The following is a 24,225-nucleotide window of genomic DNA, read 5'->3' on the forward strand; positions in this document are numbered from 1 at the left end:
AATGCATGGTTTTACTTGTGCAGATTTGGATTTGCTTTGCTGCGGGGGTTGCATGATAGAAATTGTCATCGATGGAAAATATAGAATTGTAGAAGAGGGTCTAACCCTTTTAGAAGCAGCAAAAGTGTGTGGGGTCGAGATCCCATCGCTGTGCGGAATGAACAAAAGTAATGAAAAAGTACCGTGTGACTTGTGTGTGGTTGAAGTCGAAAGCGGCGGTACTAAGCGTGCGTGTGAACTTGAAGTTTACCGCGGCCTTAATGTGGTCACGCAATCAGAACAATTAAGCGAGCACCGCAGAAAAGCACTTAACCGTATCATGACGGATCATTACGCCGATTGTGAAGCGCCATGTAAAACAGCATGTCCAGCGGGCGTGGATATCCAGTCGTACCTATATCACATCGCACAGAACGATCATCAAAAAGCGATTGAAGTGATTAAGCGTACGTTGCCTATGCCGTTATCGATTGGCCGCGTATGCCCGGCATTTTGTGAGAGCGAATGTCGCCGTTCGTTAGTCGATGAGCCTATTGCAATTCGTCAGCTTAAACGTCATGCCGCGGATGCGGATTTGTCTGAGCATGAAGCCTACGTACCAGAAAAGAAACCAAGCAAAGGTTTGAACATTGCCGTCGTCGGCAGTGGTCCTGGTGGTCTGACAGCTGGCTACTACCTATCGAACGAAGGCTACGACGTTACGGTTTTTGAATCCATGCCAAAAGCGGGCGGTTGGTTGCGTTATGGCATTCCAGAATACCGTTTACCAAAAGACATTCTCGATAAAGAAATCGAACTGATGTGCCGCAATGGCATGCAAGTTCACACCAATCAAAAGCTGGGTGTGGATTTCACGCTTTCTCAATTGAGTGAAGAATACGACGCAGTGTGTTTGGCTGTTGGCGCGTCTCAAGCGGTTGAAATGCATTACACAGGCAGCGACCTTGAAGGTTGCTACTTAGGCGTTGATTACCTTAAAGATTACGTTACTGAGCAAAACTATGTAACGGGTCATAAAGTCGCGGTGATCGGTGGTGGTAACACAGCAATTGACTGTGCTCGTACTGCGCGTCGTGCTGGTGCAGACACCACGTTGATTTATCGTCGTACACGTGACGAAATGCCGGCAGAAGACTACGAGATTGTCGAAGCGGAACACGAAGGGGTGAAATTCCACTTCTTGACCAACCCTGCAGAAAACCTTGCCGATGAAACCGGACGCGTGAATGCGATTCGTCTAGAGCGCATGGCGTTGGGTGAGCCGGACGCATCTGGTCGTCGAAGCCCAAAACCAACCGGCGAGTTCTTTACCGAAGAGTTCGACACCGTGATTGCGGCAGTATCGCAAAAGCCAGATCTGAGCTTCCTCGAAGGCGAAGATTTGTCGATTCCGCTTACGCGCTGGAACACCTCTGATGCCGATGAAAAGACCATGCACACCGGCACGGGTAACATCTTCAGTATCGGTGATTTCCGCCGTGGTCCAGCAACGGCAGTTGAAGCCGTGGGTGATGGTCGCGTTGCGGCAAAAGCCATTGACCTGTTTTTGAATGGCGATATGGCCGATATGCCAAAGGCAGCGTTCAACTCGCGCAAAGAGAAGAAACTCTCTCAAGTTGATCCGCTTCACTTCGAGAACATCCAGAAAGTCGCTCGATCTATCATGCCTGAACTGACTCCAGCACAACGCGAGCAAAGCTTCGCTGAAGTGGAGTTGGGCTTTGATAACGAAGAAGCAATGAAGGAAGCTGCGCGCTGTCTAGAATGTGGCTGTCAGGCAAATACTGATTGTGCGCTGCGTGATTACTCCACCGAATATGAAGCTGAGCAAAGCTTTGACTTCTCCTTGCAGATTAAATCACACCAAGATTGGTTAGATCTTCGTGCGAAAGACTTGCGTCATAAGTACGAAGTTGACCGCAGTTCTGAGTTTATTGAGTTTGATGCCAACCGCTGTATTAGTTGTGGTCAGTGCATCCAAGCGTGCCGCGACAAAGCCGTGCACGGTGTACTGAACTTTGTGTGCGACAAACAAGGTCGCCCTGCATTACGTCCTGACGATCGTCCACACTTTGGAAGTAACAAGAATGGCTTAACCCTAATGGGCGATTCGAACTGCGTGCAATGTGGTGCGTGTGTTCAAGTGTGTCCAACGGGCGCGATGGTTGATAGTCGTGACCGTTCGCAAGGTCGTACTGAAGATCTGAAAGCGGTCGACACCATTTGTACATACTGTGGTGTGGGTTGTAAGTTGACTATGTTCGTGGACGAAGCAACCAATACGATTCGTTACGTGAAAGGCGGTGACTCGCCGGTTAACCAAGGCATGCTGTGTGTGAAAGGGCGCTTTGGTTTTGACTTCATCGGCAGTGAAGAGCGTCTTACCACGCCATTGATTCGTAAAGACGGTTGGTTGCAGCCTGCAAGTTGGGAAGAGGCGATTCAACTGATTGCGAACAAGTTCTCTGGCATCAAGCAAGATTTTGGCAGCAACGCATTGGCGGGTTTCTCTTCAGCGAAAACCACTAACGAAGACAACTACGCATTCCAAAAATTTGTCCGTCGTGAACTGGGCACTAACAATGTCGACCACTGTGCGCGTTTGTGTCACGCATCGAGTGTAACCGGTCTTGAGGCGTCACTGGGTAGTGGTGCAATGACCAACGACATTCCTAGCATTAAGCACTCGGATGTGATCTTCATTATTGGTTCGGATACCACATCGGCGCACCCGATTATCGCTTCACATATCAAACAAGCAATTCGTCACCACGGTGCTCGCTTGATTGTGGCTGACCCGAAACGTGTTGATATGGCAGAGCATGCTGAGCTGTATATGGCGCACCGTCCGGGTACGGATGTGATGCTCCTAAATGGCGTCATGCAGCAGATCATCAAGAACGGTTGGTACGATCAAGAGTACATCGAAGAACGTGTCGATGGCTTTGATACCTTGTTGCAAGAAGTAATGTCACCAGCTTACAACCTCGATAAAGTGGAGTTGGTTACGGGCGTTAAAGCTGAAGACATTCAAGCAATGGCGCGCATGATCGGTACGGCAGATCGTACGGCTGTTTACTACTCGATGGGTATCACTCAGCACACGACAGGTCATGACAACGTGCGTTCTATCGCTAACCTGCAATTGCTGTGTGGCAACATCGGTATTGAAGGTGGTGGTATTAACCCGCTACGTGGTCAATCTAACGTGCAAGGCGCGTGTGATATGGGCGCTTTGCCAAACAGCTTCCCGGGCTATCAAAAGGTATACAACCCAATTGTGCGTCAGAAGTTTGCGATTGAATGGAACGCACCAAATCTGCCTTCTGAGCAAGGTCTAACCCTGACAGAAATCATTGATGCGGCTTGCCATCGTGACGTTCGTGGTATGTACATCATGGGTGAGAACCCAGTGTTGAGTGACCCGAACCAAGCGCATGTGATTGAAGGTTTAGAAACGCTCGACTTCTTGGTGGTTCAAGACATCTTCCTAACGGAGACTGCACAATACGCGGATGTGGTTCTACCTTCTTGCTCGTTTGCAGAGAAAGCGGGTCACTTCACCAATACGGAGCGTCGTGTTCAGCGTGTGAATCCGGTCGTAACGGCACCGGGTGAAGCGAAAGAAGATTGGTGGATTATTCAAGAAATTGCCAATGCCATGGGCAGTGATTGGGATTACCACTGCGTGTCTGATATCACCAATGAAATCACACGAGTGACACCTCAATACGCGGGTCTTCGTTGGGATGCCATTACGCCAAACGGTGTGCAATGGCCGAGCAACAAGAACAACCCGGCAGGTACTCGCATCATGCACCAAACCCAGTTTACTCGTGGTAAAGGGCAAATGGTGGGCGTACCGTTCCGTTATGCGGCTGAACTGCCAGATGAGGAGTATCCGCTTGTGTTAACGACTGGTCGTGTGCTTGAGCAGTTCCATACCGGCACTATGACGCGCAAAACCAAAGGGTTGGATAACCTGGCTGGTCCACGTGCGATGGTGAGCGTGGAAGACGCAGAAGCGCTTGGCATCAGTAATGGTCAGCGTCTGACGGTGTCTACACGTCGCGGCAGCATTGAGATTGATGCCTTTGTGACTAAGCGGATTCAAAAAGGTGTGGTGTTCATTCCATTTCACTTTGTTGAATCGCCAGTCAACCGTTTAACGACAACGGCGACGGACCCGCATGCGAAGATCCCTGAGTTCAAGGTCGCTGCGGTTAAAGTGGAAGTGAGCGAAAAAACAACGCAGACAGAGTCTCTCGAAGATAGTTACCAACACGTTTAAATTCGGTGAGTCACATTGTTGTGGTCACTGACAATTTGAGCCTAGTTGATGGGCGGATAATCTAATCTTGATTTCCGCTCTCACTACATTCACTCGGATTGTCTTTTTCTTCCAACTCCTTTTACTTTTCTGTTATCACCGCGCTCCGGTTAGTTTTCCTTTCTTACTTCTTACTTCTTACTTCTTGCTGTCTCTGTGGCGTATTTTTGTTCAAGCCCATGATGAGAGTGCAATAAAGTTTGTTGTTGAGCTTGTCATAGAATTGACTGTCTCTGACTGTCCTCTGTTATTTGGGCAAGTTCTATAACCTAAACTTTGCTCGCTTCCTATACTGAATTAACGAAGCAAGATTTTTATAACAACAAGAGGAAGCTTGTATGACAAGAACAACCTCATTTGCACTCGTTTTATTACTTATGTGCGCATACTTTGGTTACAACCGTTATTATGTATACCCCCAGCAGTTGGAAACACAGGCGAAGTCCATGCTAATACAAATGGCAAATCGCGAAGAGTGGGTCGATGTGTTTGAGATGATGAATCGCGTAGACGCGCACAAGGGCCATTTGGAACTTGTTGCTGACGTGACATCCTCTGATGGTCAGCGTGCGTACAGTGAAGGTATTATCACGTACACGGATCGCGAAGGCGTTGTCTGTAAACAGGTAGTGTTCAACTTTAAAATAAACTCTTTGAAAAACTACAATATTTCCGATTTACGAGATTGTTCCTACGGTGAGTACTATTAATATTGTCTGAGAGTTGAGCTCGATAGCGCAGTGTATGAATACAGAAACAAAAAATAGCCCTTCGTTGGGGCTATTTTTGTTTTTAAGGAATGAACGTAATATCGTGGAATTAGTCGAGTGATTTTTTGAAGCGAAATGAAGCGACAATAAGGCCGATAACGGTGAATCCAAGTAACCAAACTGTATCTCGCCATAGCTCCATTAGGTCTGCACCACGCAGCACAACACCACGAATAATGCGCATAAAGTGAGTGGCTGGTAGGGCTTCTGATATCCATTGTGCGGCGACGGGCATTCCTTCATAAGGGAACATAAATCCGGACAGAAGAATCGACGGCAAAAGAATAAACACCGTCATCTGCATGGCCTGAAGCTGTGTCGTCGCAATGGTGGATATCACCAAACCTAAGGTTAAACTCGCGGCGATAAACAGCAGCGTGCCAAACAGTATCTGACTAATGGCGCCGTTTATCGGCACACCAAATATCCAGTGCCCCAAGCCTAAAATGATAAACACTTGTATCAGACCAACAAAGATGTAGGGAATGATCTTCGCCACCATGAGTTCGATGGAGTGGATTGGCGTAGTAATCAATAACTCCAAATTGCCTCGTTCCCGTTCCCGAACAATGGCCGCACTGGTGAACAAGATCATCGTCATAGTCAGAATCACGCCCAATAGACCGGGGACAATGTTCACCGCCGAGCGCCGACTCGGGTTGTAATACAGCGCAACTTCAAAGGTTTTGGTTGGAGCAGGGCGTATCTCAAAATCAAAATCCGTTAACGGCATGGTTTGCAGTGAGAGAATCGCAGAACTGATCATGGTGTCTGAACCATCCACAATCCACTGCCCAAGCTCTCTGCCTTGCACCATACGTTGGGTTAAGTCGCTAGGCAGAATTAAAGCCGCTCGTACCAAGCCGTCTTGAATGGCTTGCTCGGCTTCTGATGCGGTAGCGAAGGTTTCGACCACATCGACCACTTGCGTGACTTTGACGGACTCGGTGATCACACGCCCAGCAGTACTGCCACTTTGATCGACGACGCCAACGGGAATGTTGCGAATATCGGTATTAATGGCAAAGCCGAACAGCAGGAGCTGAATCAACGGGATCATCACGACCATGCCAAAGGTAATGCGGTCGCGTGAAAGCTGACGGATCTCTTTGATCATTACCGCTTTCATACGGGCAATAGATTTCATCATTGGCGACCTTCTCCCGTAACACTGACAAACACATCTTCCAAGCTAGGACGAGCAATGTTCATCTCGCAGCCATCAAGCTCAGGAAAGGTTTGGGTTAACCATTCGATCGGTTGTTCGATGTGCTGGTGGATCAAAATGCGTAAGCGGATTCCTAGCTGTGCGGCAGAACGGACTTCTTCGCGTCGAATGACTTTCTCTTTTAGCTCGCGTAAGTTATCCGCTTTGACTTCGACGATGTTAACGCCCATTTGCGCCATGAGTTCTTCTGGCTCACCATCGGCGCGGATTTCCCCCGCTTCCATAATCGCCAGACGATGGCAGCGCTCTGCTTCATCCATGTAGTGCGTTGTGACCAAAATCGTCGTGCCTTGGTCAGAGAGATCAAACAACTGCTCCCAGAAATCGCGTCGGTTTTCTGGGTCAACCGCAGATGTGGGCTCATCGAGAAACAACAGTTCTGGTTTGTGCATGGTCGCTGCCGCGAGAGACAAGCGCTGCTTCTGACCTCCACTCATTCCACCGACGCGCTGTTTGCGCAGTTGGTCGAGACCGTAGGTTGATAATTGTTCTTCGATGCGAGCTTTTAGAGCTTTGGTTTCCATTCCAAAGATTTGTCCAATAAACTCAAGGTTCTCTTGAACCGTCAGATCATCATAGAGGGAGAACTTTTGTGTCATGTAGCCAATCTTGAGGCGCAGAAGCTCCGATTGTTTTGGGATCTCTAGCCCGAGTACATCGACATTGCCCTCGCTTGGGCTAAGCAAGCCAGTCAACACACGAATGGTTGTCGATTTACCGCAACCGTTAGGGCCAAGAAAACCATAAATACTGCCTTTGGGCACATTAAGCGTGATGTTGTTGATGGCGGTGAAGTCACCAAACTTTTTCACTACATTTTCAGCTTGAATCGCGTATTCGGTCATCGGCTTACTCCACCAAATCTACTTGCGCTGGAATACCTGAAGGCAAGGATTGTGCGGAGTCTTGTAGGTCGACTTCTGCTAGGTACATCAAACGCGAGCGTTCTTCCTCGGTAAGCGCGAAATAAGGTGTGAATGAAGGCTCAGTCGCAACCCAACGAACAGTGCCGCTATATGGTTGCTCAACGCCATCTACATGCACGTTAACCGTCTTACCCGGCACAAAATCGACTCGGTAGGTGGCAGGAACATAAACGCGAGCGTATGGGACGCGACTGGCTTGGATTACAGCAACCACACCATTCACTGGAACGCGTTCGCCAAGGTTAAACGGTAGGTTATCTAACAAGCCATCTCGCGTGGCCGTGATGGTGAGTTCTGCTAGTTTCTGTTCTTGCAGTGCCACATCGGCTTTTGCTGCCATGAGTGCGGCTTTCGCTTGTTCAATATCTTCAGGACGAGAGCCAGCGGTCAGTTTGCTGAACTCTTCTTGTGAGGAGTCTAGCTCTGCACGGGCAGAATCTCTGGCTGCTAAAGCGGTGTCTTTTTCTGATTGGCTGATGAGCTTTTTACGAACTAATTCCGCTTTACGTTGGTAGTTCTTTTGCGCTTCAACCAATTGAGCTTCCGCTCTGGCAACACGAGCTTGCGCTGCGGCGATGTCTTCTGGTCGCTCACCATTGGTCAATTTCAAAAGATAAGCGTCAGCCTTGGCTTGTTCGGCTACGGCGTGAGCTAAAACGGCTTCTTGGTTCTTTGTATCGAGCTGAACCAGCACTTCTCCTTCGGTGACTTGGCTGCCTTCCTTGATGGGTAGGGCACGAATTATCTCGCTAGAGGTAGCAGTAAAGGTTACGCGGTCACGTTCTAGTGTGCCAAGGGCTTGCTGTCCATCATCTTTGGAGCAGGCAGTTAAAAGAGTCAGGGCTAGGGTGCCAAGAATGATTCGCTTCATCATGCGATGCTTCCTCTAAGAAGGTGAGCTCGAACTCGTATCAAGCTATAGAAGAGTGTGGGACTGCATTCAGTGTAACGTGAGTCAGTTTTGTCCGGCTAGGAAGTTAATTCCTTCAATATTCATCAATTGATTAATTATTGAAGCTGGCTTGATCCTGCGAAAGCCGTGCTTTACTTGGCTCTTTTAAGTTGATTACATGAATATCATTTAAACAAAAATCTTGCCTTTCATGTAGAGCACGCCGTCGCCAGATACTCTTACTTGTTCGCCAGTAACTTCACAGTGCAAAATGCCTCCGCGCTGAGAAGCTTGGTAAGCGACCAGTGATGTTTTGCCTAACGCTTCTGCCCAGAACGGTGCTAACCCAGCGTGAATCGAGCCAGTTACGGGGTCTTCGTCACCACCATTTGCAGGCCAAAAGTAACGAGATACAAAGTCTTGTTGATCGCCTTTCGCGGTAACGACCACATCGTAAGGAGCGAGTGTCTTGAGGTGCTCTGAACGGTATTGAACCTCAAGTACCTCCTGCTGGTTGCCGACCACCACGAAATACGCTTGAGGGCTAAGCAGTACGCGTTCCACATCGCAACTTAGGCCTTCAATCAATGCCGAGGGAATATCAGAAACGGCTTTTGGAGGACGAGCAGGGAACGTCATCTCGATCTTACCTTGCGCATTCTTCTCTACGGTGAGGGTTCCTACTTCCAGAGTATGAAATTCAATCGTGCCATTAATGCCAAACTCATCAAACAGAACTAACGACGAGGCCAGTGTCGCGTGTCCACAGAAATCGATTTCAGTAATCGGAGAGAACCAACGAATCTCATATTGGTTTGCGCCAATGGACTTTAGGAAAGCCGTCTCTGATAAGTTGTTTTCTGTCGCGATATTTTGCATCAACTCTGGGGCTAGCCATTCCTCTAACGGTACGACCGCTGCTGAGTTGCCTTTGAATTGCGTATCGGTGAAGGCGTCCACCACGTAGATATCCAATTCCATTTTCCTTCCTTGTTCCGTGAGCGATTAATTAGCATAAACCAAGTGCAATTAAGAGAGTAAGAAATTTGTGTTAGAATCTTAAAGTGTCAAAATTATAGATTGTTTTGTGTTTTTTGATACTTACTGACAAGGATTCGGACTGCTGGGTACTTACACTAGTGTTGAATTCATTGAAAGGAAGAAAAACATGAAAGCGATCTACAAATCAGTTTTGGCATTGAGTGTTTTTGCGGTCGGTTCTGCCCATGCATTTGAACTCGTGAGTAGAGATATTCAAGAAGGCCACCCGATGGCGAAGACATTTGAATACTCTGGTTGGGGATGTGATGGCGGGAATCAATCACCACAATTGATGTGGAAAGAAGCTCCAAAGGGCACAAAAAGTTTTGCGATCACCATGTATGACCCCGACGCGCCAACAGGCAGTGGTTTTTGGCATTGGATAGCGTTTAATATTCCATCCACCGTTAGCGAGCTGCCTCGAGGCATTGATATGAACAAGTTAGGCGGCAAAGAATCTCGTATTGACTACGGCACAACGGGGTTCGGCGGCGCGTGTCCTCCAAAGAATGATGGGATGCATCGTTACCAGTTTACGGTGTGGGCATTGCCAACTGAAGAACTGAATTTGGATGAAAACACGCCACCAGCCATTGGAGGGTTTACTTTGAATAGTGTTGCTTTGGGTAAAGCGACATTAGCCACGACTTACACGCGATAATTGAATATAAGGGGAGAGAATGGGTCACCAATATCAGGTTACGCTGTTTCGTGCGGAGCAGCAGCAGAAGCTTCGTAATGTCAGGATTCACTCCCCAAGCCTTATTCAGATTGTTAAGGGGAGTAAACATCTTTTCTGGAAAGATGGAGTACTCGACATCCATCATCCAAATATCATGCTTTGTGAAGCAAATGCATCCCTAAATTTTGAAAATCTTCCTCTACAAGGGCGATTTCTTTCTCGAATGTTCAGTTTTCACTGTGTGCCTAGCGATGAAATGTTGGAGCTAAGCATGAGCAACGCATTAGGAAACTATGTACCCGTTGTTGAGACAGATAAAGCATTGCAAGCGACGTTAAATGCTTTGTTTTCGTTTGAGCGGGAAAGCTTAAGTGAAGCGACACAACGCTATTGGATTATGGGCCTATATCAGCAGCTAGCTGAGAGAGGGTTATTGCATCGGTTGTTCTCGAGTTCACATATCTCTTTTAGTCAGAAACTTAGTCGTTACTTATCGCGCTCTCCAGGGGAGGAGCATCCATTAGATATGGTCGCGGGGCACTTTGCTATGAGCCGAGCAACATTGATACGAAAACTGAAACAAGAAGGTACCCAGTATCGTGAAGTATTGGCAGAAGTGCGCTTAAATCACGCACTTTACTTGATGCAAAATGGCTCGTATAACGTTGCGCTGCTCGCACAGTTGTGTGGTTATCAGTCAGAGGGGCGTTTTAGCCAACGCTTTAAAAGTAAGTTCGGCCTAACGCCCAGCGAGTATATTAAAACGGTAGTGAGTTAATGTTTTACCGCTTTTGTATTTTTTGTGCTTTTTAGGTTAGTCATAATATTTGGCCTTCATTCGCAATGCTACATTCACCAAAGCAATCAACACAGGCACTTCGATCAGCGGGCCAATGACACCAGCAAAAGCTTGGTCTGAGTTTAGGCCAAACACCGCGATAGAAACCGCAATAGCCAATTCAAAGTTGTTGCCTGTTGCCGTGAAAGCAATCGACGCGTTTTTGTCGTAGTCGATGCCCATTTTCTTACCGACGAAGAAGCTGACAAAGAACATCAACACAAAGTAGATAGCCAGTGGAATTGCTACACGGAATACATCCATTGGCAGTTCAAGAATCATTTCACCTTTCAAGCTGAACATCAGTACGATGGTTGCAAGCAGGGCGATAAGCGTAATCGGTGAAATGCGTGGGATGAACACGTCGTTGTACCATTGTTCACCTTTCGCAGCGACTAGCCATTTACGGCTTAGGAATCCCGCTAGGAATGGGATACCAAGGTAAATCAGAACACTTTCCGCGATGTCCATCATCGAGATATCAACCACGAAACCTTCGTAGCCAAAGACTGGTGGCAACACTGTGATGAACAACCATGCCATCACACTGTAAGTCACGATTTGGAAAGCGCTGTTTAGTGCAACTAGGGCTGCGCCGTATTCTTTGTTACCGCCACCGATATCGTTCCATACCAATACCATCGCAATACAACGAGCAAGACCGATCAGAATGATACCAACCATATAACCCGGATGATCACCTAGGAAAGTCAATGCAAGGATGAACATCAAAATAGGGCCGACAATCCAGTTCATGACCAAAGACAGCGTGATCGCTTTTTTGTCTTTCGTCACTGTGCCTAGCAAGTTGTAGTTCACCTTTGCGAGTGGCGGGTACATCATCAAAATCAAACCAATCGCTAGCGGTACGTTTGTGCTACCAACTGACATTGACTCGTTCCACTCAGCAACTTGAGGGAATGCTGCGCCAATACCTACACCGATTGCCATTGCCACAAAAATCCACACCGTTAGGTAACGGTCCAAGAAGCTCATTTTGTCGCTGGCACTATTTAAAACTTGAGTAGTCATAGTGTTCTCTTATTCGTTTATCGTCGAAAGGCGATATTTAAAGGTATAGTTTATCTCTGCACGCCTGAACAGCGTGCAAAGGGCATTAATCAAATAACTTGGAAAATCCTAGATTGAACTGATCAAACGCGTCGCGTTGAATGCGGTAACACACCTTAGGTGGGTTTGGCTCGGCGCTGATAAAGCCAGCTTGCTTTAGAATACGTAAGTGCTCGGAAACAGTAGATTGCGCAAGACCCAGTTCAGAAACCAAATCACTGTTCAAACAACCGCCCATTGTATCAAGCGTGTGCAGGATATGCAGAATGCGTAAACGTGCTGGGTGTGACAAAGCTTTTGCTTGTGCGGCTAGAGTTTGTTCTTTCTCGAGCTGTTGTTGTGTTGTCTGAAAAACAACTTCGCACGTGTCCTTGCACTTATCACTCATTCGCTGGCCTTAATAGTTAATCGTCGAATTACGATAAAGTGTACGCCTGCTCTGTGGAAGATGCAACAACTCGATGAAAAAATTAATCGTAAAATAACGATGAATAAAAAATTGAAAAAATATATGTTTTAAAAACAGTGATATAATAAAAAATTAAGTAGGTTACTAAAAGTTAACTAATTGCACTATATTTCTAGGTTACCATAATAAACCACATCCGACGCACAATGGTTACTGCGTCATCTTGTGAACTTATTTAAAGGTAATCCCATGAGCAACGTACTGATCATCAATGCACACGAACCATCACCATATTCAGAAGGTCGTCTAAATGCTTCTCTTGTCGACAAAGCACAGACGCTTCTGCAAGCAAAAGGCCATGAGGTTCGCGTTGTGACAATGCAAGATGAGATCAACGTAGATGAGCAACTCGCACACTTTGAGTGGGCTGATCGCGTGATCATCCAAAGCCCAATCAACTGGATGTCTGTGCCTTGGTCATTCAAAAAATACATGGACGACGTGTTTACTGCGGGTATGGGCGGCGCACTATGTGCATTCGATGGCCGTAGCGCAGAAGAACCAAAGAAAAACTATGGTACAGGCGGCACTCAAACCAACAGCAAATACATGCTGTCACTGACATTCAACGCGCCAGAAGAATCGTTTGATGATGAGAGCGAATACCTATTCCAAGGTAAAGGCGTGGACGATTTGATGTTCCACATGCACGCTAACTTCCGCTTCTTTGGTATGTCAGCACTGCCTACATTCGCTTGTTACGACGTGATGAAGAACGCAGATATCGAAAACGATTTTGTTCGTTTCGAAGCTCACATTAACGAAAACTTCTAATCCTTTTAGAAAGATAGTGCGAACTGAATGATGAATTGAGATGGACTGCTACATGCGGTCCATTTTTATTTGTTTGCGGCGAGGTGACGTTTTTATTACTCTAAAGCACTAAATGTATCTAGCTTACTTTTCGTTACCTAGATTAGGTGCGTATCTTGAGGTGTATTGTGGAAAGCAGAATCAGTGTAGATAGCAAAGGTCGTAAGTCAGTGGCGAACGTATGTGCGGAGCCATGTGCTATCGAGAAAGGGATGCGTCTAATTGGTGGTAAATGGAAAGGTTCTCTGATTTATCATTTGAAAGACGGCCCAGTTCGTTTCAATGACTTAGCACGCATGCTAGGCGGTGCAAGTAAAAAGATGATCGACCAACGCCTGAAAGAGTTAGAAGCGGAAGGTATGGTGGTGCGCAAAGTGATCAGCGACCGCCCAATTGCAGTCAGCTATGAACTAACAGAGTTCGGCCGTACCGCACTTAAGATTCTTGATGATTTGCGAATTTGGTCTGAAAAGCATCAAATTGAGCTTCGTTAAGACCAAAGTAGTTAATCGCAAACGTCACTCTCTTTTGAAAGCTGATTAACAATACATCGCCGTTTATACCCAAGTAACTTAGATGTACTTCATTCAAATCGTAATTTGTTTCGTAAAACAACGTACTCTTTCGAGTCAGGCATATCGAAGCTACTTGAGCATAATCGTACTTTTTAAGTTTTTGATTTTTAGTTATTATTTTATCATACTTAGTAAGTTGTAGAATAAATCACTCACTTCAGTTGAATTTAAAAAAGCACTATTTAATTCCAGTTTCTTTTCAAAATCGGAATATTTATCGAATTCCTCTTTCTCAACTAAACCTATTGGTGAGTTGTCGTTAACGTGGCTTTCATATTTTTTGATGGTATATAATTTAGACTTTTCGTCAAAATATTGAATTATCTTAATGTTAACGTCAGGTCTCTCCGTATTATACGTGATCGTAATTTTTTCATAATCTTTATTAATCGGAGTCGTAAGCCCTGTAGGGTAGATGATTTTAAACCCATTAATGTCATTCTTCTTCGTGCTTTTATAATGTTTTGAGTATGAAAAGTTTTCAATTGCACTTTTAGTGACGATAATTGACTCACCTTTCTTTAAACCGTATTCGGTACATTCATAATCGTCGACAACCGTAGAATTTCTTTTCTTTTCAATCAGGTAGGACATAGTTGCAGATGTCCCTCCGTGTTCCAGTTTTTGTTGGTTTACAGAACAATAGAAATGACCTTTGTCCACCGTCATTGCGTTGACTTGTTCCGGATTTGAAATGGTGGGATGTATATCTTTTGCTGGATCGTTGTCGCTTCCTCCTGAACCGCATCCAACTAATCCGATACAAACGGCCATATAAAGCAAAGAGATTTTATTCATACTGTATTTCTCAATTAAGATGTGTGATTGCAAATAACGATTAATTATATTTTTATAAATTGAAATGTTTTTTATTTTAATTGAACGGTGTTTTATTGGTAATTTAATCGTTTGCTTTTATTTTGTCTCTTACGGTATCTATGTTTTCATTTATGGTATGAATTATTAGATTTGCACAATTGTGAGTTGCAATAGGATAATAATCGCTAGCCAACTACTTGTGTAGGTACCGTTATGATTTATATATCCGTTAAGTCTAAGTTTTTAGTCTTAATTTCATGTATTTATCGTGAAAGTGACTTAGAAGTAAATAACTAACGTTGTTTGAGGGGAGCCTGGGCTTCACTGATCTTGTTTTTCATCAAGGCGTTGTATAATGAACAAGGACTCTATTTCCAACTTGTTGATACATATCAGATCTCACGGATCTGATATGCATTCCAAGTTATTCTCACTAAGGCAAGAATCCTAGCTTATTTAAGGATAGAAAGTTTACTTGGGTGCAGAAGATATTAGTAATCCAATGTGCCACGGATAGGGTAGTTATTGTTTGGATCGCGAATCCATGCCAATCCGCGTGATAGCGCGCCAAGCTCAGGGCGAACAAACGGGTTGTTTGAAATATCCACCACGTGTAAGTCGCCGTGTTCATTCACCACAAACAGACCTGGTTCTGCGAAATTATGATCGGTTTCCTGTTCAGATCGAGGAATAGATACATACAAGCCTAGCGTTTTCATTTGTTCTTCGGTCAGGCCGTAAGCGATAGGGAAGCTGATTTCGAGTTTCTCTAGATGTCCCTCTAGCTGTGCTTTTGAATCGCCAGAAACGGCAAGAATATCGACGCCAGCATCAGCGAAAGCCTGTTTGTAACTCTCAAGCTCATTGAGGTACTTAGTACAAAGAGGGCAGTGTTTACCACGATAAACGAATACTGCTTGCCAAGTCGCATCACCTTGCGGCTGACCCAACGTTACGCTTGAACCATCTAGCAAAGTGGCTTGAAGATGAGGGAAGCTGTCGCCCGCTTTAAGTTTCACTGAAGTTGCCATATTGACTCCCGAATTGGTGGTGTATATCCATGAATGCCCCTTTCTCAACAAAGCGATTGGGGGATGAGACTTCAATGTAGACTCTGTTTTGCGGTGTTTCAACTAGTTAACTTTTAGTAACCTGCAATAAGGTAGTAGAGTGCAAAAGATGAAAAAGCAGAACTTAAGATACAACGAAGTGGGGGTGTAATATCAGGAGCTAAGTTCTGCTTGAGGTTAGGCTATGACCACTGGAACATATCGTTAAGATAAACCAGAGTCATCACTTCTATTTTATTACTCGATTGAGCTAGGCGTTGCTGAAAAAAGTACGCCATCATTGGCTTCTTCATTTCTTCCTCCTTTACGCTGACGAGTAAATTATGCGTATAAAAGGGGAGATAAAAAAGAGAGTGCTTTTGTTAACTTTATTCCTAATAACGTAAATATCTGGGGCTTTAAAGCCGAATTTGGAGGTTAATTGTGGAAAAGGGGAACAGATAATTAGGAAGTTTTCTTATTTTATTGCCGCCAACTTAAGTAAACTATTCCTATCCACAAACTTCACAGCTCTAAGGTTGATTCAGTGTCTGATCTCAATTTGTTTCGCTATTACCAACGATTACTCTCGTTTAGCGTTGGTGATGAAACAAAAACCACGTTACAGGACATTGCCGACATCATGTTCACTTCTTCTCGGCATGCTCGTAGCCTGCTAACGCAAATGCAGCAGAAGGCGTGGTTGAGCTGGCACCCGAAAGCTGGGCGGAACCAACGATCGACTCTTATTCTGAATATGGAGTTAGACGTTTTAAAAGAGAGCTTGGCTCTTGAACGTATCAAGCTAGGCAAGTATGAAAAAGCACTGGCGATATTAGATGAAGACGAAATGGCATTTGGCCGTTTGTTAAAAACAACGTCTGGTGCTTCTGTTCAAGAAGGACAGCTCAATATTCAATTAACCTATAAGCGAATGTTTGAGCGCGTCGTTCCACATCAACTTCAGCGTAGCAGCGAACGTTTCTTATTAAGGCAAATCTATTGTTGCTTAGTTTCGAGTGATAACAATGGGAAAGTGCAACCAGAACTCGCACATCACTGGCGTTATGACGAAGACACCTACGAATGGACTTTCTACCTTCGTCCAGGTCTGACTTTTCATAATGGTAATTCCATTGATGCAGAAACAGTGGTTAGCTTGTTTGCAAAGTTGAGTTCATTACAGTACTACGAAAAAGAGTTGGCACATGTTGCTAACATTACTGCGCCAACGCCATTGAAAGTTGTTTTTAAGCTTAATCGAGCTGACTTGGGCTTTGCTGGACTTATTTCTGGTGTGAAATACGGCATTCAACCAGTAAGCCAAGTTAACGTAGCGAATAACAAGCTGGTGGTCGGAAGTGGCCCATTCTCTGTTGTCGAGCACAATGAAAGTCGTTTAAAACTGCAAGCATTTAATGGTTACTATGCATGTAGAGTTCTAACGGATTTGGTGACTATCTGGATTGTTAATGACGAGCAAATGGAGAACCCGTCATTGGCAGCAAATACGTTGCAAAGGGATACTTCGCCCGAGGAGGATTTGTGTGGACACTATATGTCGACGCAAAACCGAGAAAACTCATCGGCGAGCAAGCGTAGTCGAATAGAAGATGGTTGCTTATTCGCCTTATTTAATCAGCACGCTAAGCACAAACTCTCTTTAGCGCAGCGCCGTTATATTAGTGAGCTAATTCAACCTGAGCGCTTGGCCGAAGTGATGCGCCGCGAGAATATTGTATTTGGGAGTATACCCGCTTATAACCTGCTACCAGGTTGGAAGCCAGTGCTCCGTCCGTTCAGTGAGCCGCTTAAGTTACCTAAACACATTACGATAGCAGGATATAACTATACCGCGTTGCGTCGCTGTGCGCGGGCTATTTCTAATCGTTTGGCGAGTGTTGGCAGTAAAGTAGAAATTGTTATGTATTCCTACCGTGAGCTGAACGAGAAGGCTAAGAACGGTGAGCTAAATGAGACAATGGTCGTAACGAACATAAACCTAGATGATAATCGTCATGCCTCTGCGTTCACGAACTTCTTCAGCAACGCTGTGCTATTCCACACTTTGGGAGAAAAGAACGCACAATGGTTAGATGAACAACTACAGAGAGTCAGATCTTTCGTTCCACTTGAGGACTATCTTAATGCATTGGAGCCAATTGCATCGACGTTGATCAGCGAGTATTGGATTGCACCCATGTTCCACCATACACAAACTTTGCGTTTCCAAGGTGTATTGGAAGATGTTGCTTTAACCAACTGGGGTTGGCCAGATATTCGCTCGGTGTGGTCGGCGGATTAACTGTCTTACTTATTTAGCAAAGTATTGCTTCACGAATTCAATGAAGGCTTTGGTTTTCGCCGATTGATAGATAAGTTGCGGATACACCAAGTACACTGCGTTGTGCTGGTGGTCGGTTTCTTCCGATAGAACCTGCACTAGTCGGCCATTATCAACGTCTTGCTCGACAAAGTAACTTGCTAATCGAGCGATGCCATTGCCGGACAGGGCTGATTCTTTGAGTAAGCGGTTTTCGTTGCTAGAAAGCCAACCTTGGGTTTGAACTGTTCCCGTTTTTAACGGCCACTCTTTTTGATGCAATGTGGTTAAGCATTGATGTTGTTTTAAATCCGCTAACGTTTCCGGCGTGCCTTCTTCTTGCAGATACTGAGGAGAAGCAACCAGCCAGTGGTGGTAATCCAAAAGATGATGCGCAATCATATTTTCGGGCGGCGTTCTTGTCGCTCGAAACGCAAAGTCGACGCTGGTTTCCGTCAGATTAAACGCTTGATAGCTAGAAAGGATCTCGAACTCTACGTTTGGATGAAGAGCGCGAAACGCCACGCACAAATCATGCAGTACCGCTTCAGCAAACATCTTGGGAGCGGTAAGCCGAATCAGACCGTCTATTTGTTCAGATTGCTGACTTAAACTCTTTTCCATTTCCATTACGCGGCGTTTGAGCTCTTCCGCTTGCGCAAAGATCGACTCACCCTCTGCCGTCAATCTCACGCTGCGTGTGGTTCGAACAATCAAAGGCGTGGCGAGCTCCGATTCCAATCGCTTGATTTGTTCTGACAGGTAACTTTTAGAAATGCCAAGTTGCTCCGCTGCCCTAGAAAAGTTGAGTGTTTGAGCCACTTCGGCAAACAGCATCAGTTTTTCAATTCTTTTGTAATCTGTCATCTTGATTACTCACTCTGATTGTTCGTCTTTATTGTTCGCTTTAATTGTTCGGTAGCGAGGATAATGAATTCGATTTTACGGTATTAAACTATTTTTTACGAACGGTAAGATGGTTCGAGTTAATTTCAGAAATTGAAAATGCAGAAATCGGAAAAGTGAGAACAACGATGAACAATCCAACACTACCGCTCGCCAAAACCTTACCTAACGTTAGCCGCGTGGTCTTCGGCTGCATGGGGCTTGGAGGGGAGTGGAATCGCAACCCATTAACCGCCCAAGATGAAAACCAAGCTTATGCCGCTGTAGAGGCAGCATTAGAGGTAGGCATTAATCTCTTTGATCATGCGGATATCTACAAATTCGGTAAGGCTGAAGAAGTGTTTGGGCGCATCTTAGCCAATGACTCAACCTTACGAGAACGAATTTATCTGCAATCTAAGTGCGGCATCCGTCTAGGAGATGAGCAAGGTGTTAAGCAGTATGACTTCTCTGCTAAATGGGTGACGGCTTCTGTTGAGGGCATTCTTGAGCGCCTTGGCGTGGAGAATCTTGACGTTTTGATGCTGCATCGTCCTGATCCTTTGGTTGAGTTTGAAGAACTTGGCACAGCGCTACAAGCCCTGAAACAAGCTGGCAAAGTTAACCACTTCGGTGTTTCTAACATGAACAGTGCTCAAATTGATCTTCTCCAACAAGCAACGGGCGAAATTGTTGTGGCGAACCAGTTGGAAATGAGTCTGGCTAAGTCTGACTTCATAAAGCAGGGCATGGGGCTTCCTTCGTCTGCATCTGATTACGTTGCGGGAACACTGGAGCATGCCCGTAAGCACAATATCCAACTGCAAGCGTGGGGCAGTATGGCGCAAGGAAGATTCTCAGAGCGTGGCTTACATTCTGATGATCACAATACCAGACAGACTGCGGAGATGGTGATGGCGCTAGCAGCTGAATATGGCGTGTCGCCTGAGGCGATTGTTTTAGCCTTCCTAATGCGTCATCCAAACCAAATTCAGCCTGTTATTGGTACTGCAAACCCACAGCGTATTCGCGCTTGTGCTCAAGTAGAGAACGTCACGCTATCACGCAGCCATTGGTATGGCTTGTTTGAGAAAACTCTTGGCCATGAGATCCCGTAGGAGAGAAAAATGAAATACGTACAAGTTCAAACTCTGATTCAAACGGCATTGGAAATTGCCACTACTCGCAAGCAAAATATTGCGGTTGCCGTGGTTGATACGCATGGTGAATTGCTCGGTTTTGCCCGAATGGATGATGTGAGCGTGCAAGCAGGTTTGTTGGCACAAAACAAAGCTTACACCTCGGCTAGAGACCGTCAGCCTAGCGGCAATCTGGGTGCTTGGGCTCGTGAGACGGGTAAGCAGTTGAGTTATTGGACTGACCCGAAGATCACAGGCTTTATGGGTGGGGTACCTGTAGAACAAGATGGGAAAGTCGTCGGTGCAATTGGTATCAGTGGTTTGGCTGAGCAAGATGATGAAGCACTTGCGATGGAAGTATTAAACGCGCGTTGAGTATAATGTTTATCAGTAGGTGTGATGCTTTGTCCAGCTTTGTACTCACTGTAGGGACTCAAGTTCACAGGCTTCGTCGAGTCACAATGCTATCGAATAGCCTGAAGTAAGCAGAAGTTGAAATCGCGAACTATGATTAATTTATTTGAAAGCTTTGAGGCCTAAATATGTTTCATAAGGTATTCGTTTCGCTATTTTTTGTTCTCCTCTCAGGCTGTGGTACGAGTGACAGCGCGTTAAAAGAGAGCGGTTATGATGAAGCTTATATCCAAGGCTTTCATGACGGTCGGCATAGTGGTATGCAAGAGGCAGGGAATGATTTTGAACACTATATTAAGGACGAAACAAGGTATCAAACCGACTCCGATTATCGGCAAGGCTGGGATGCTGGTGAGGTAGAGGGTAACAAGTTACAAAAGCAGGCGACCGCGATAGGACAAGGCATGATTGATAATTCATATGAAGAACGTGATGTCTTTGATCCTGATAAAGTGGCGAAAGATGCAATAAAAGGCGTTGATACATCGGAATTGAAAAGCCTAGAGTAACGGACTGATATAAAGAATAAAACTCGTCATTTGACGAGTTTTATTTTTGTCTAAACGATTCATGTTTCAACGCTCAACAGGGCATTCATCGTTTGGGTATGAGCAATGTCGTTAATCACCTTTCTTGTTCTTTTGTTCAAGGACTAACGATAATAGGCGAACGAGCAGGGACGGAGCTTCCGGTGAGAGCAATCTCGCCACGGCCGTTAGGTCATTTGCTGTGACATGCTGAACATCACGTACATCTAAAGCAATATCTAGGTCAGTCAAATGAAGCGAACGCAATATGGCACGATATTGTGAGAGTTTAAGATCGGACTCTCCGCGCTCGATCCTTTGATATGTTTTTACGCTCATTCCAGCGATGTTTGCCATTTGCTCACGGGAGAGGCCATTCGATTTTCGTCTTGCGATCAGTGCTTGAATTATAGGGTCTACCTGCATGTGCTCTCCTGAAAGGACAGTTTTGACCTAAACGGAGCAAGAAGTGGACCAGTTTAACCACCACATATTTACCTGCTTTGCAATCAGTATAAAAATAACTGTCTTATAAAAACGTAAATATTTTAGTCAGTTATTAACTCAATGGAAAAGTATCAATCATACAAATCAATAGAAACGAAAGCTTCTATTCGCAAAATGCAACGCATTTTAGATCATTTATTTAGTGAAATTGATCAGCAACATCGTGAGACTAAAGAGAATGTTGTGACACTGATTCAACAGTCACAACAGCGATTGATGAACTACAAAGAGCTTTACCTTCACAAAGAATCGATAAGTGAAGTAGAGCTGCGGATGGCGCATGAAAATATGAGTGAGACTGAGAAGCAGGTCGCCGATATGGGTATTCCAGTGTTAACTTATATCATTGGCGCGCTAGATAAAGCGTATTAACACAGTCGTAAAGTCGGGCGATACAAGATTTACGCAATTTCGATCAATTGATGACATCTAAAAGAAAGGATGCAAATGCTGGGGAACCACACCCAGCATTCGAACACTCATTTACCTATATTTTCGAACCGTAAATCAGTGTTTAGAGGTATGTGAACCGAACAGTGTCGGTACGCAGCGAATAATAGCGATATTGTCCGATCTAGGCTACGTCCTTGGAATCTAACACCTTCACTTAAACTGTAAATTAATCTGTACACCCAGCCAAATTGAGCCATTGAGCACGTTCTTCCTTCTCTTTAAGCGATAAAAGACTAATTAGTGACGAAAAAAACAACACATCTTAGGTAAAAGATAAGAGTTGTTAAAATATATCGCTATAAGATTGACCTTTTGCTTTTCAATCGTCCTGCTTATGCCTTACAATCTTTTCGAACCAAATCCATTCATAACGAATGGGGTTGATGAATTAAGATGAACAATTTTGCTTCGAACCCAAAGTTGCGCACATTTCATCAACGATGACATCGCCAAAAACGACTCTCAAGTGTTCATGTGCAAATGATTAACCACCTTTTGTTGCGTGTTTTCTTAGCCATACAGGGCTCTTGTAACATAGTGCTCTTGTAACCAAATTTTGACTAAGTCGGAGCGTTTTGTTGTGTGCTTTAGATAAAGCACAACTGGTGAGAAATTAACGGATTGAATTTAGAGGTATTAACCGTGAACCTAAAACTTGTCGGCAGCTCCCTGATCGTTGCAGGTACTGCTCTTGGCGCTGGTATGCTTGCTATACCAATGGTGCTTGCTCAATTTGGCCTCCTTTGGGGCACTCTTCTTATGTTGTTCATCTGGGCTGGAACGACTTATGCTGCGCTGCTCCTTCTTGAAGCCAGTTGTAAAGTAGGTGGTGGTGTGAGCATGAATGCAATTGCTCGCGAAACGCTTGGTAAAGGAGGCCAGTTGGTAACCAACAGCTTGCTTTACGCCCTGTTAGTTTGTCTATTAATGGCTTACATCATTGGTGCGGGTGATCTCGTACAAAAAGTAACAGCCTCATTTGGGCTTCCAACATCTACGATCTCAAGCCAAGTCGGTTTTACTCTTTTAGTTGGTATCATTGTTTCGGCAGGTACAGGGGTAGTAGATAAGCTGAATCGCGGTTTGTTCCTAGGCATGATCGTAGCGCTGATCCTGACACTTTTTGCGCTTGCACCAAGCGTCTCGTTTGAAGGACTTGATGAGGTTGTGAGCGACGATAAAATGGCACTTATCAAAACCAGTTCGGTGCTTTTCACCAGTTTCGGTTTTATGGTCGTGATCCCATCGCTTGTAACTTACAACAAAGAAGCGAGTAAAACACAGCTGCGTAATATGATTATCGTGGGCTCAACTATTCCGCTTGTTTGTTACCTATTATGGTTGTTAGCGGTTGTCGGCAACCTACCACCTCATGAGCTTGTTCAATACTCCAACGTAACAGAGTTGATATCGGTACTAGGTCAGCAATACGAGGGCTTAGATTTCATCCTATCCATGTTTACTGGTTTGGCACTACTAACGTCGTTCTTAGGTGTTGCAATGGCGCTATACGATCAAAATGCAGACCTACTGAAAGCAAGTAAGCCAGTGATTTTTGTTACTACTTTTGTGCTACCACTATTAGGTGCTGTATTTGCGCCAGAACACTTCCTAGCTATTCTCAGCTACGCGGGGATTATTCTCGTGTTTCTCGCGGTCTTTGTCCCATTATCAATGACCATGAAAGTGCGCCGAGTGCCGGTAGAAGATGACAATATTTATGAAGCTGGTGGCGGCGCAATGGGAATGAGCATGATCTTCCTATTCGGCTGTTTCTTGCTGTTTGCCCAAGCAGTATAGAATCACGCTAGTTTATTTAAAAACTGAGCCGCTCGTAGTCAAACGGGCGGCTTTTTTGTGTTCATAGCCGAACCCAGGCCACTCGAAGTCATCAGTATTTGTGATGTTTGACGTTTCTCTGATAATCACGGTTAGCGCTGACTTTTTAGTAAAACTCCTTAGCGAAAGGCTGACATGTACAGTGATTCACCCTTCTATTATATCGATGTTGATATGAATAAGAGGCTCTGTTGTGTCAAAGCAATTATCTTTTGCCATGGTTGGCGTTATGTTGTCTTTAGGTGTGTTGAGTACAGAAGCGGTGGCTGACCCGAAGCATAAGCATGGACATCGGTACGATCACCATCATGCGCATCACCACCATCATAAACACAAGCGCAAGCACAAGCACAAGCATAAACACAAACATCGTGACGTTATTTATGTGGAGACCCGACGACCAAGGCGCAGTTACTATTACCATGACCGAATTCCTCGGAATAGTACCTACATAAAGATTGGAGATTTCACTTATCTAAAAGTGGACGACCGCTATTATCGTCGTTCTAATGACCGTTATATCCATGTCGAGTTCAATTAAACTTGAAAGGACACATAGTCGGCGTTCTTGTAATGTTGAGCTTAATAGCACCAACATGGCACATGTAACATCGACCAATACTAGGGTTGAGGGT

General features: G+C 45.0%; 23 protein-coding genes. 13 read left to right on the forward strand and 10 right to left on the reverse strand.

From position 1 onward, the window contains the following. Positions 1 to 52: 52 nt before the first annotated feature. Both fdhF and R8O10_RS11180 read left to right on the forward strand, forming a co-directional pair. Positions 53 to 4,291, forward strand: a complete 4,239-nt coding sequence (gene fdhF, locus R8O10_RS11175) for a formate dehydrogenase subunit alpha (RefSeq protein ID WP_213916951.1) — start codon at positions 53 to 55, stop codon at positions 4,289 to 4,291. Positions 4,292 to 4,668: 377 nt separating this feature from the next. Beyond that, complete coding sequence (locus tag R8O10_RS11180; RefSeq protein ID WP_005375433.1) at positions 4,669 to 5,040, forward strand: hypothetical protein; 372 nt, start codon at positions 4,669 to 4,671, stop codon at positions 5,038 to 5,040. A 109-nt stretch (positions 5,041 to 5,149) separates the two neighbouring features. On the opposite strand, the gene R8O10_RS11185 is transcribed toward R8O10_RS11180, so the two are convergent. The 4 genes from R8O10_RS11185 to R8O10_RS11200 all read right to left on the reverse strand — a co-directional run bounded on the left by R8O10_RS11185 (position 5,150) and on the right by R8O10_RS11200 (position 9,127). After that, the gene (locus R8O10_RS11185; RefSeq protein ID WP_017635233.1) at positions 5,150 to 6,247 is read right to left on the reverse strand and encodes an ABC transporter permease; all 1,098 of its coding nucleotides are present in this window, start codon (positions 6,245 to 6,247) and stop codon (positions 5,150 to 5,152) included. Beyond that, positions 6,247 to 7,173, reverse strand: coding sequence for an ABC transporter ATP-binding protein (locus tag R8O10_RS11190; RefSeq protein ID WP_054822160.1), 927 nt, complete (start codon positions 7,171 to 7,173; stop codon positions 6,247 to 6,249). Before R8O10_RS11190 ends, R8O10_RS11185 begins: the two co-directional genes overlap by 1 nt. 4 nt (positions 7,174 to 7,177) lie before the next feature. Next, positions 7,178 to 8,128: an HlyD family secretion protein gene (locus R8O10_RS11195; RefSeq protein WP_412035164.1), complete on the reverse strand. Its 951-nt coding sequence runs from the start codon at positions 8,126 to 8,128 to the stop codon at positions 7,178 to 7,180. Positions 8,129 to 8,335: 207 nt separating this feature from the next. Beyond that, positions 8,336 to 9,127 carry a PhzF family phenazine biosynthesis protein gene (locus R8O10_RS11200; RefSeq protein ID WP_042521526.1) on the reverse strand — a complete coding sequence of 264 codons (792 nt, stop codon included), beginning with the start codon at positions 9,125 to 9,127 and terminating at the stop codon, positions 8,336 to 8,338. Positions 9,128 to 9,314: 187 nt separating this feature from the next. Between R8O10_RS11200 and R8O10_RS11205 the strand changes: the two genes are divergently transcribed. Together R8O10_RS11205 and R8O10_RS11210 are read left to right on the forward strand one after the other, a co-directional pair. Then, entirely contained in the window at positions 9,315 to 9,848 is a 534-nt protein-coding gene (locus R8O10_RS11205; protein WP_318191402.1) for a YbhB/YbcL family Raf kinase inhibitor-like protein, read from the forward strand. Between the two features lie 19 nt (positions 9,849 to 9,867). Continuing rightward, the gene (locus R8O10_RS11210; RefSeq protein ID WP_005375447.1) at positions 9,868 to 10,647 is read left to right on the forward strand and encodes a helix-turn-helix domain-containing protein; all 780 of its coding nucleotides are present in this window, start codon (positions 9,868 to 9,870) and stop codon (positions 10,645 to 10,647) included. Positions 10,648 to 10,683: 36 nt separating this feature from the next. On the opposite strand, the gene arsB is transcribed toward R8O10_RS11210, so the two are convergent. Together arsB and R8O10_RS11220 are read right to left on the reverse strand one after the other, a co-directional pair. Next, complete coding sequence (gene arsB, locus R8O10_RS11215) at positions 10,684 to 11,739, reverse strand: ACR3 family arsenite efflux transporter (protein ID WP_042521522.1); 1,056 nt, start codon at positions 11,737 to 11,739, stop codon at positions 10,684 to 10,686. Between the two features lie 85 nt (positions 11,740 to 11,824). Next, positions 11,825 to 12,166, reverse strand: a complete 342-nt coding sequence (locus R8O10_RS11220) for an ArsR/SmtB family transcription factor (protein WP_005375451.1) — start codon at positions 12,164 to 12,166, stop codon at positions 11,825 to 11,827. Between the two features lie 270 nt (positions 12,167 to 12,436). Here R8O10_RS11220 and R8O10_RS11225 point away from each other — a divergent pair, with 270 nt between their 5' ends. Together R8O10_RS11225 and R8O10_RS11230 are read left to right on the forward strand one after the other, a co-directional pair. After that, positions 12,437 to 13,021, forward strand: coding sequence for an NAD(P)H-dependent oxidoreductase (locus tag R8O10_RS11225; RefSeq protein WP_017635228.1), 585 nt, complete (start codon positions 12,437 to 12,439; stop codon positions 13,019 to 13,021). Positions 13,022 to 13,188: 167 nt separating this feature from the next. Beyond that, entirely contained in the window at positions 13,189 to 13,554 is a 366-nt protein-coding gene (locus R8O10_RS11230; RefSeq protein WP_005375456.1) for a winged helix-turn-helix transcriptional regulator, read from the forward strand. A gap of 195 nt (positions 13,555 to 13,749) precedes the next feature. Here the strand turns inward: R8O10_RS11230 and R8O10_RS11235 are convergent, their stop codons facing one another. After that, positions 13,750 to 14,433: a hypothetical protein gene (locus R8O10_RS11235; RefSeq protein ID WP_138939625.1), complete on the reverse strand. Its 684-nt coding sequence runs from the start codon at positions 14,431 to 14,433 to the stop codon at positions 13,750 to 13,752. 512 nt (positions 14,434 to 14,945) lie between these two features. After that, positions 14,946 to 15,485, reverse strand: a complete 540-nt coding sequence (locus R8O10_RS11240; RefSeq protein ID WP_005385152.1) for a redoxin domain-containing protein — start codon at positions 15,483 to 15,485, stop codon at positions 14,946 to 14,948. Positions 15,486 to 16,050: 565 nt separating this feature from the next. Between R8O10_RS11240 and R8O10_RS11245 the strand changes: the two genes are divergently transcribed. Beyond that, positions 16,051 to 17,808 (forward strand): SgrR family transcriptional regulator, encoded by a 1,758-nt coding sequence (locus R8O10_RS11245; protein ID WP_025768478.1) that lies wholly within the window; start codon positions 16,051 to 16,053, stop codon positions 17,806 to 17,808. A gap of 9 nt (positions 17,809 to 17,817) precedes the next feature. On the opposite strand, the gene R8O10_RS11250 is transcribed toward R8O10_RS11245, so the two are convergent. Continuing rightward, positions 17,818 to 18,693, reverse strand: a complete 876-nt coding sequence (locus R8O10_RS11250) for a LysR family transcriptional regulator (RefSeq protein ID WP_318191403.1) — start codon at positions 18,691 to 18,693, stop codon at positions 17,818 to 17,820. A gap of 167 nt (positions 18,694 to 18,860) precedes the next feature. On the opposite strand from R8O10_RS11250, the gene R8O10_RS11255 reads away from it, so the two are divergent. The 3 genes from R8O10_RS11255 to R8O10_RS11265 all read left to right on the forward strand — a co-directional run bounded on the left by R8O10_RS11255 (position 18,861) and on the right by R8O10_RS11265 (position 20,773). Further along, positions 18,861 to 19,829 carry an aldo/keto reductase gene (locus R8O10_RS11255; protein WP_318191404.1) on the forward strand — a complete coding sequence of 323 codons (969 nt, stop codon included), beginning with the start codon at positions 18,861 to 18,863 and terminating at the stop codon, positions 19,827 to 19,829. A gap of 9 nt (positions 19,830 to 19,838) precedes the next feature. Further along, complete coding sequence (locus R8O10_RS11260) at positions 19,839 to 20,225, forward strand: heme-binding protein (protein WP_318191405.1); 387 nt, start codon at positions 19,839 to 19,841, stop codon at positions 20,223 to 20,225. Between the two features lie 167 nt (positions 20,226 to 20,392). After that, entirely contained in the window at positions 20,393 to 20,773 is a 381-nt protein-coding gene (locus tag R8O10_RS11265) for a hypothetical protein (protein ID WP_005375467.1), read from the forward strand. 111 nt (positions 20,774 to 20,884) lie between these two features. Here the strand turns inward: R8O10_RS11265 and R8O10_RS11270 are convergent, their stop codons facing one another. Further along, on the reverse strand, positions 20,885 to 21,217 hold the full coding sequence (locus R8O10_RS11270) for a helix-turn-helix transcriptional regulator (protein WP_318191406.1): 333 nt from the start codon (positions 21,215 to 21,217) through the stop codon (positions 20,885 to 20,887). Positions 21,218 to 21,358: 141 nt separating this feature from the next. On the opposite strand from R8O10_RS11270, the gene R8O10_RS11275 reads away from it, so the two are divergent. From R8O10_RS11275 to R8O10_RS11285, 3 genes are all read left to right on the forward strand, one after another. Further along, entirely contained in the window at positions 21,359 to 21,670 is a 312-nt protein-coding gene (locus R8O10_RS11275; protein WP_005375472.1) for a hypothetical protein, read from the forward strand. 723 nt (positions 21,671 to 22,393) lie between these two features. Next, positions 22,394 to 23,551, forward strand: coding sequence for an amino acid permease (locus R8O10_RS11280; protein ID WP_136976483.1), 1,158 nt, complete (start codon positions 22,394 to 22,396; stop codon positions 23,549 to 23,551). Between the two features lie 232 nt (positions 23,552 to 23,783). Further along, on the forward strand, positions 23,784 to 24,131 hold the full coding sequence (locus tag R8O10_RS11285) for a hypothetical protein (RefSeq protein WP_017821612.1): 348 nt from the start codon (positions 23,784 to 23,786) through the stop codon (positions 24,129 to 24,131). The last annotated feature ends 94 nt before the right edge of the window (positions 24,132 to 24,225 follow it).

The sequence above is a fragment of the Vibrio sp. 1727 genome (assembly GCF_033344415.1).
GTDB classification, from domain to species: domain Bacteria; phylum Pseudomonadota; class Gammaproteobacteria; order Enterobacterales; family Vibrionaceae; genus Vibrio; species Vibrio alginolyticus.

Coding starts and splice junctions, on each gene's coding strand:
- fdhF (WP_213916951.1), top strand. CDS start 53: ATGATAGAAATTGTCATCGATGGAAAATATAGAATTGTAGAAGAGGGT.
- R8O10_RS11180 (WP_005375433.1), top strand. CDS start 4,669: ATGACAAGAACAACCTCATTTGCACTCGTTTTATTACTTATGTGCGCA.
- R8O10_RS11185 (WP_017635233.1), bottom strand. CDS start 6,247: ATGAAATCTATTGCCCGTATGAAAGCGGTAATGATCAAAGAGATCCGT.
- R8O10_RS11190 (WP_054822160.1), bottom strand. CDS start 7,173: ATGACCGAATACGCGATTCAAGCTGAAAATGTAGTGAAAAAGTTTGGT.
- R8O10_RS11195 (WP_412035164.1), bottom strand. CDS start 8,128: ATGATGAAGCGAATCATTCTTGGCACCCTAGCCCTGACTCTTTTAACT.
- R8O10_RS11200 (WP_042521526.1), bottom strand. CDS start 9,127: ATGGAATTGGATATCTACGTGGTGGACGCCTTCACCGATACGCAATTC.
- R8O10_RS11205 (WP_318191402.1), top strand. CDS start 9,315: ATGAAAGCGATCTACAAATCAGTTTTGGCATTGAGTGTTTTTGCGGTC.
- R8O10_RS11210 (WP_005375447.1), top strand. CDS start 9,868: ATGGGTCACCAATATCAGGTTACGCTGTTTCGTGCGGAGCAGCAGCAG.
- arsB (WP_042521522.1), bottom strand. CDS start 11,739: ATGACTACTCAAGTTTTAAATAGTGCCAGCGACAAAATGAGCTTCTTG.
- R8O10_RS11220 (WP_005375451.1), bottom strand. CDS start 12,166: ATGAGTGATAAGTGCAAGGACACGTGCGAAGTTGTTTTTCAGACAACA.
- R8O10_RS11225 (WP_017635228.1), top strand. CDS start 12,437: ATGAGCAACGTACTGATCATCAATGCACACGAACCATCACCATATTCA.
- R8O10_RS11235 (WP_138939625.1), bottom strand. CDS start 14,433: ATGAATAAAATCTCTTTGCTTTATATGGCCGTTTGTATCGGATTAGTT.
- R8O10_RS11240 (WP_005385152.1), bottom strand. CDS start 15,485: ATGGCAACTTCAGTGAAACTTAAAGCGGGCGACAGCTTCCCTCATCTT.
- R8O10_RS11250 (WP_318191403.1), bottom strand. CDS start 18,693: ATGACAGATTACAAAAGAATTGAAAAACTGATGCTGTTTGCCGAAGTG.
- R8O10_RS11255 (WP_318191404.1), top strand. CDS start 18,861: ATGAACAATCCAACACTACCGCTCGCCAAAACCTTACCTAACGTTAGC.
- R8O10_RS11260 (WP_318191405.1), top strand. CDS start 19,839: ATGAAATACGTACAAGTTCAAACTCTGATTCAAACGGCATTGGAAATT.
- R8O10_RS11265 (WP_005375467.1), top strand. CDS start 20,393: ATGTTTCATAAGGTATTCGTTTCGCTATTTTTTGTTCTCCTCTCAGGC.
- R8O10_RS11270 (WP_318191406.1), bottom strand. CDS start 21,217: ATGCAGGTAGACCCTATAATTCAAGCACTGATCGCAAGACGAAAATCG.
- R8O10_RS11275 (WP_005375472.1), top strand. CDS start 21,359: ATGGAAAAGTATCAATCATACAAATCAATAGAAACGAAAGCTTCTATT.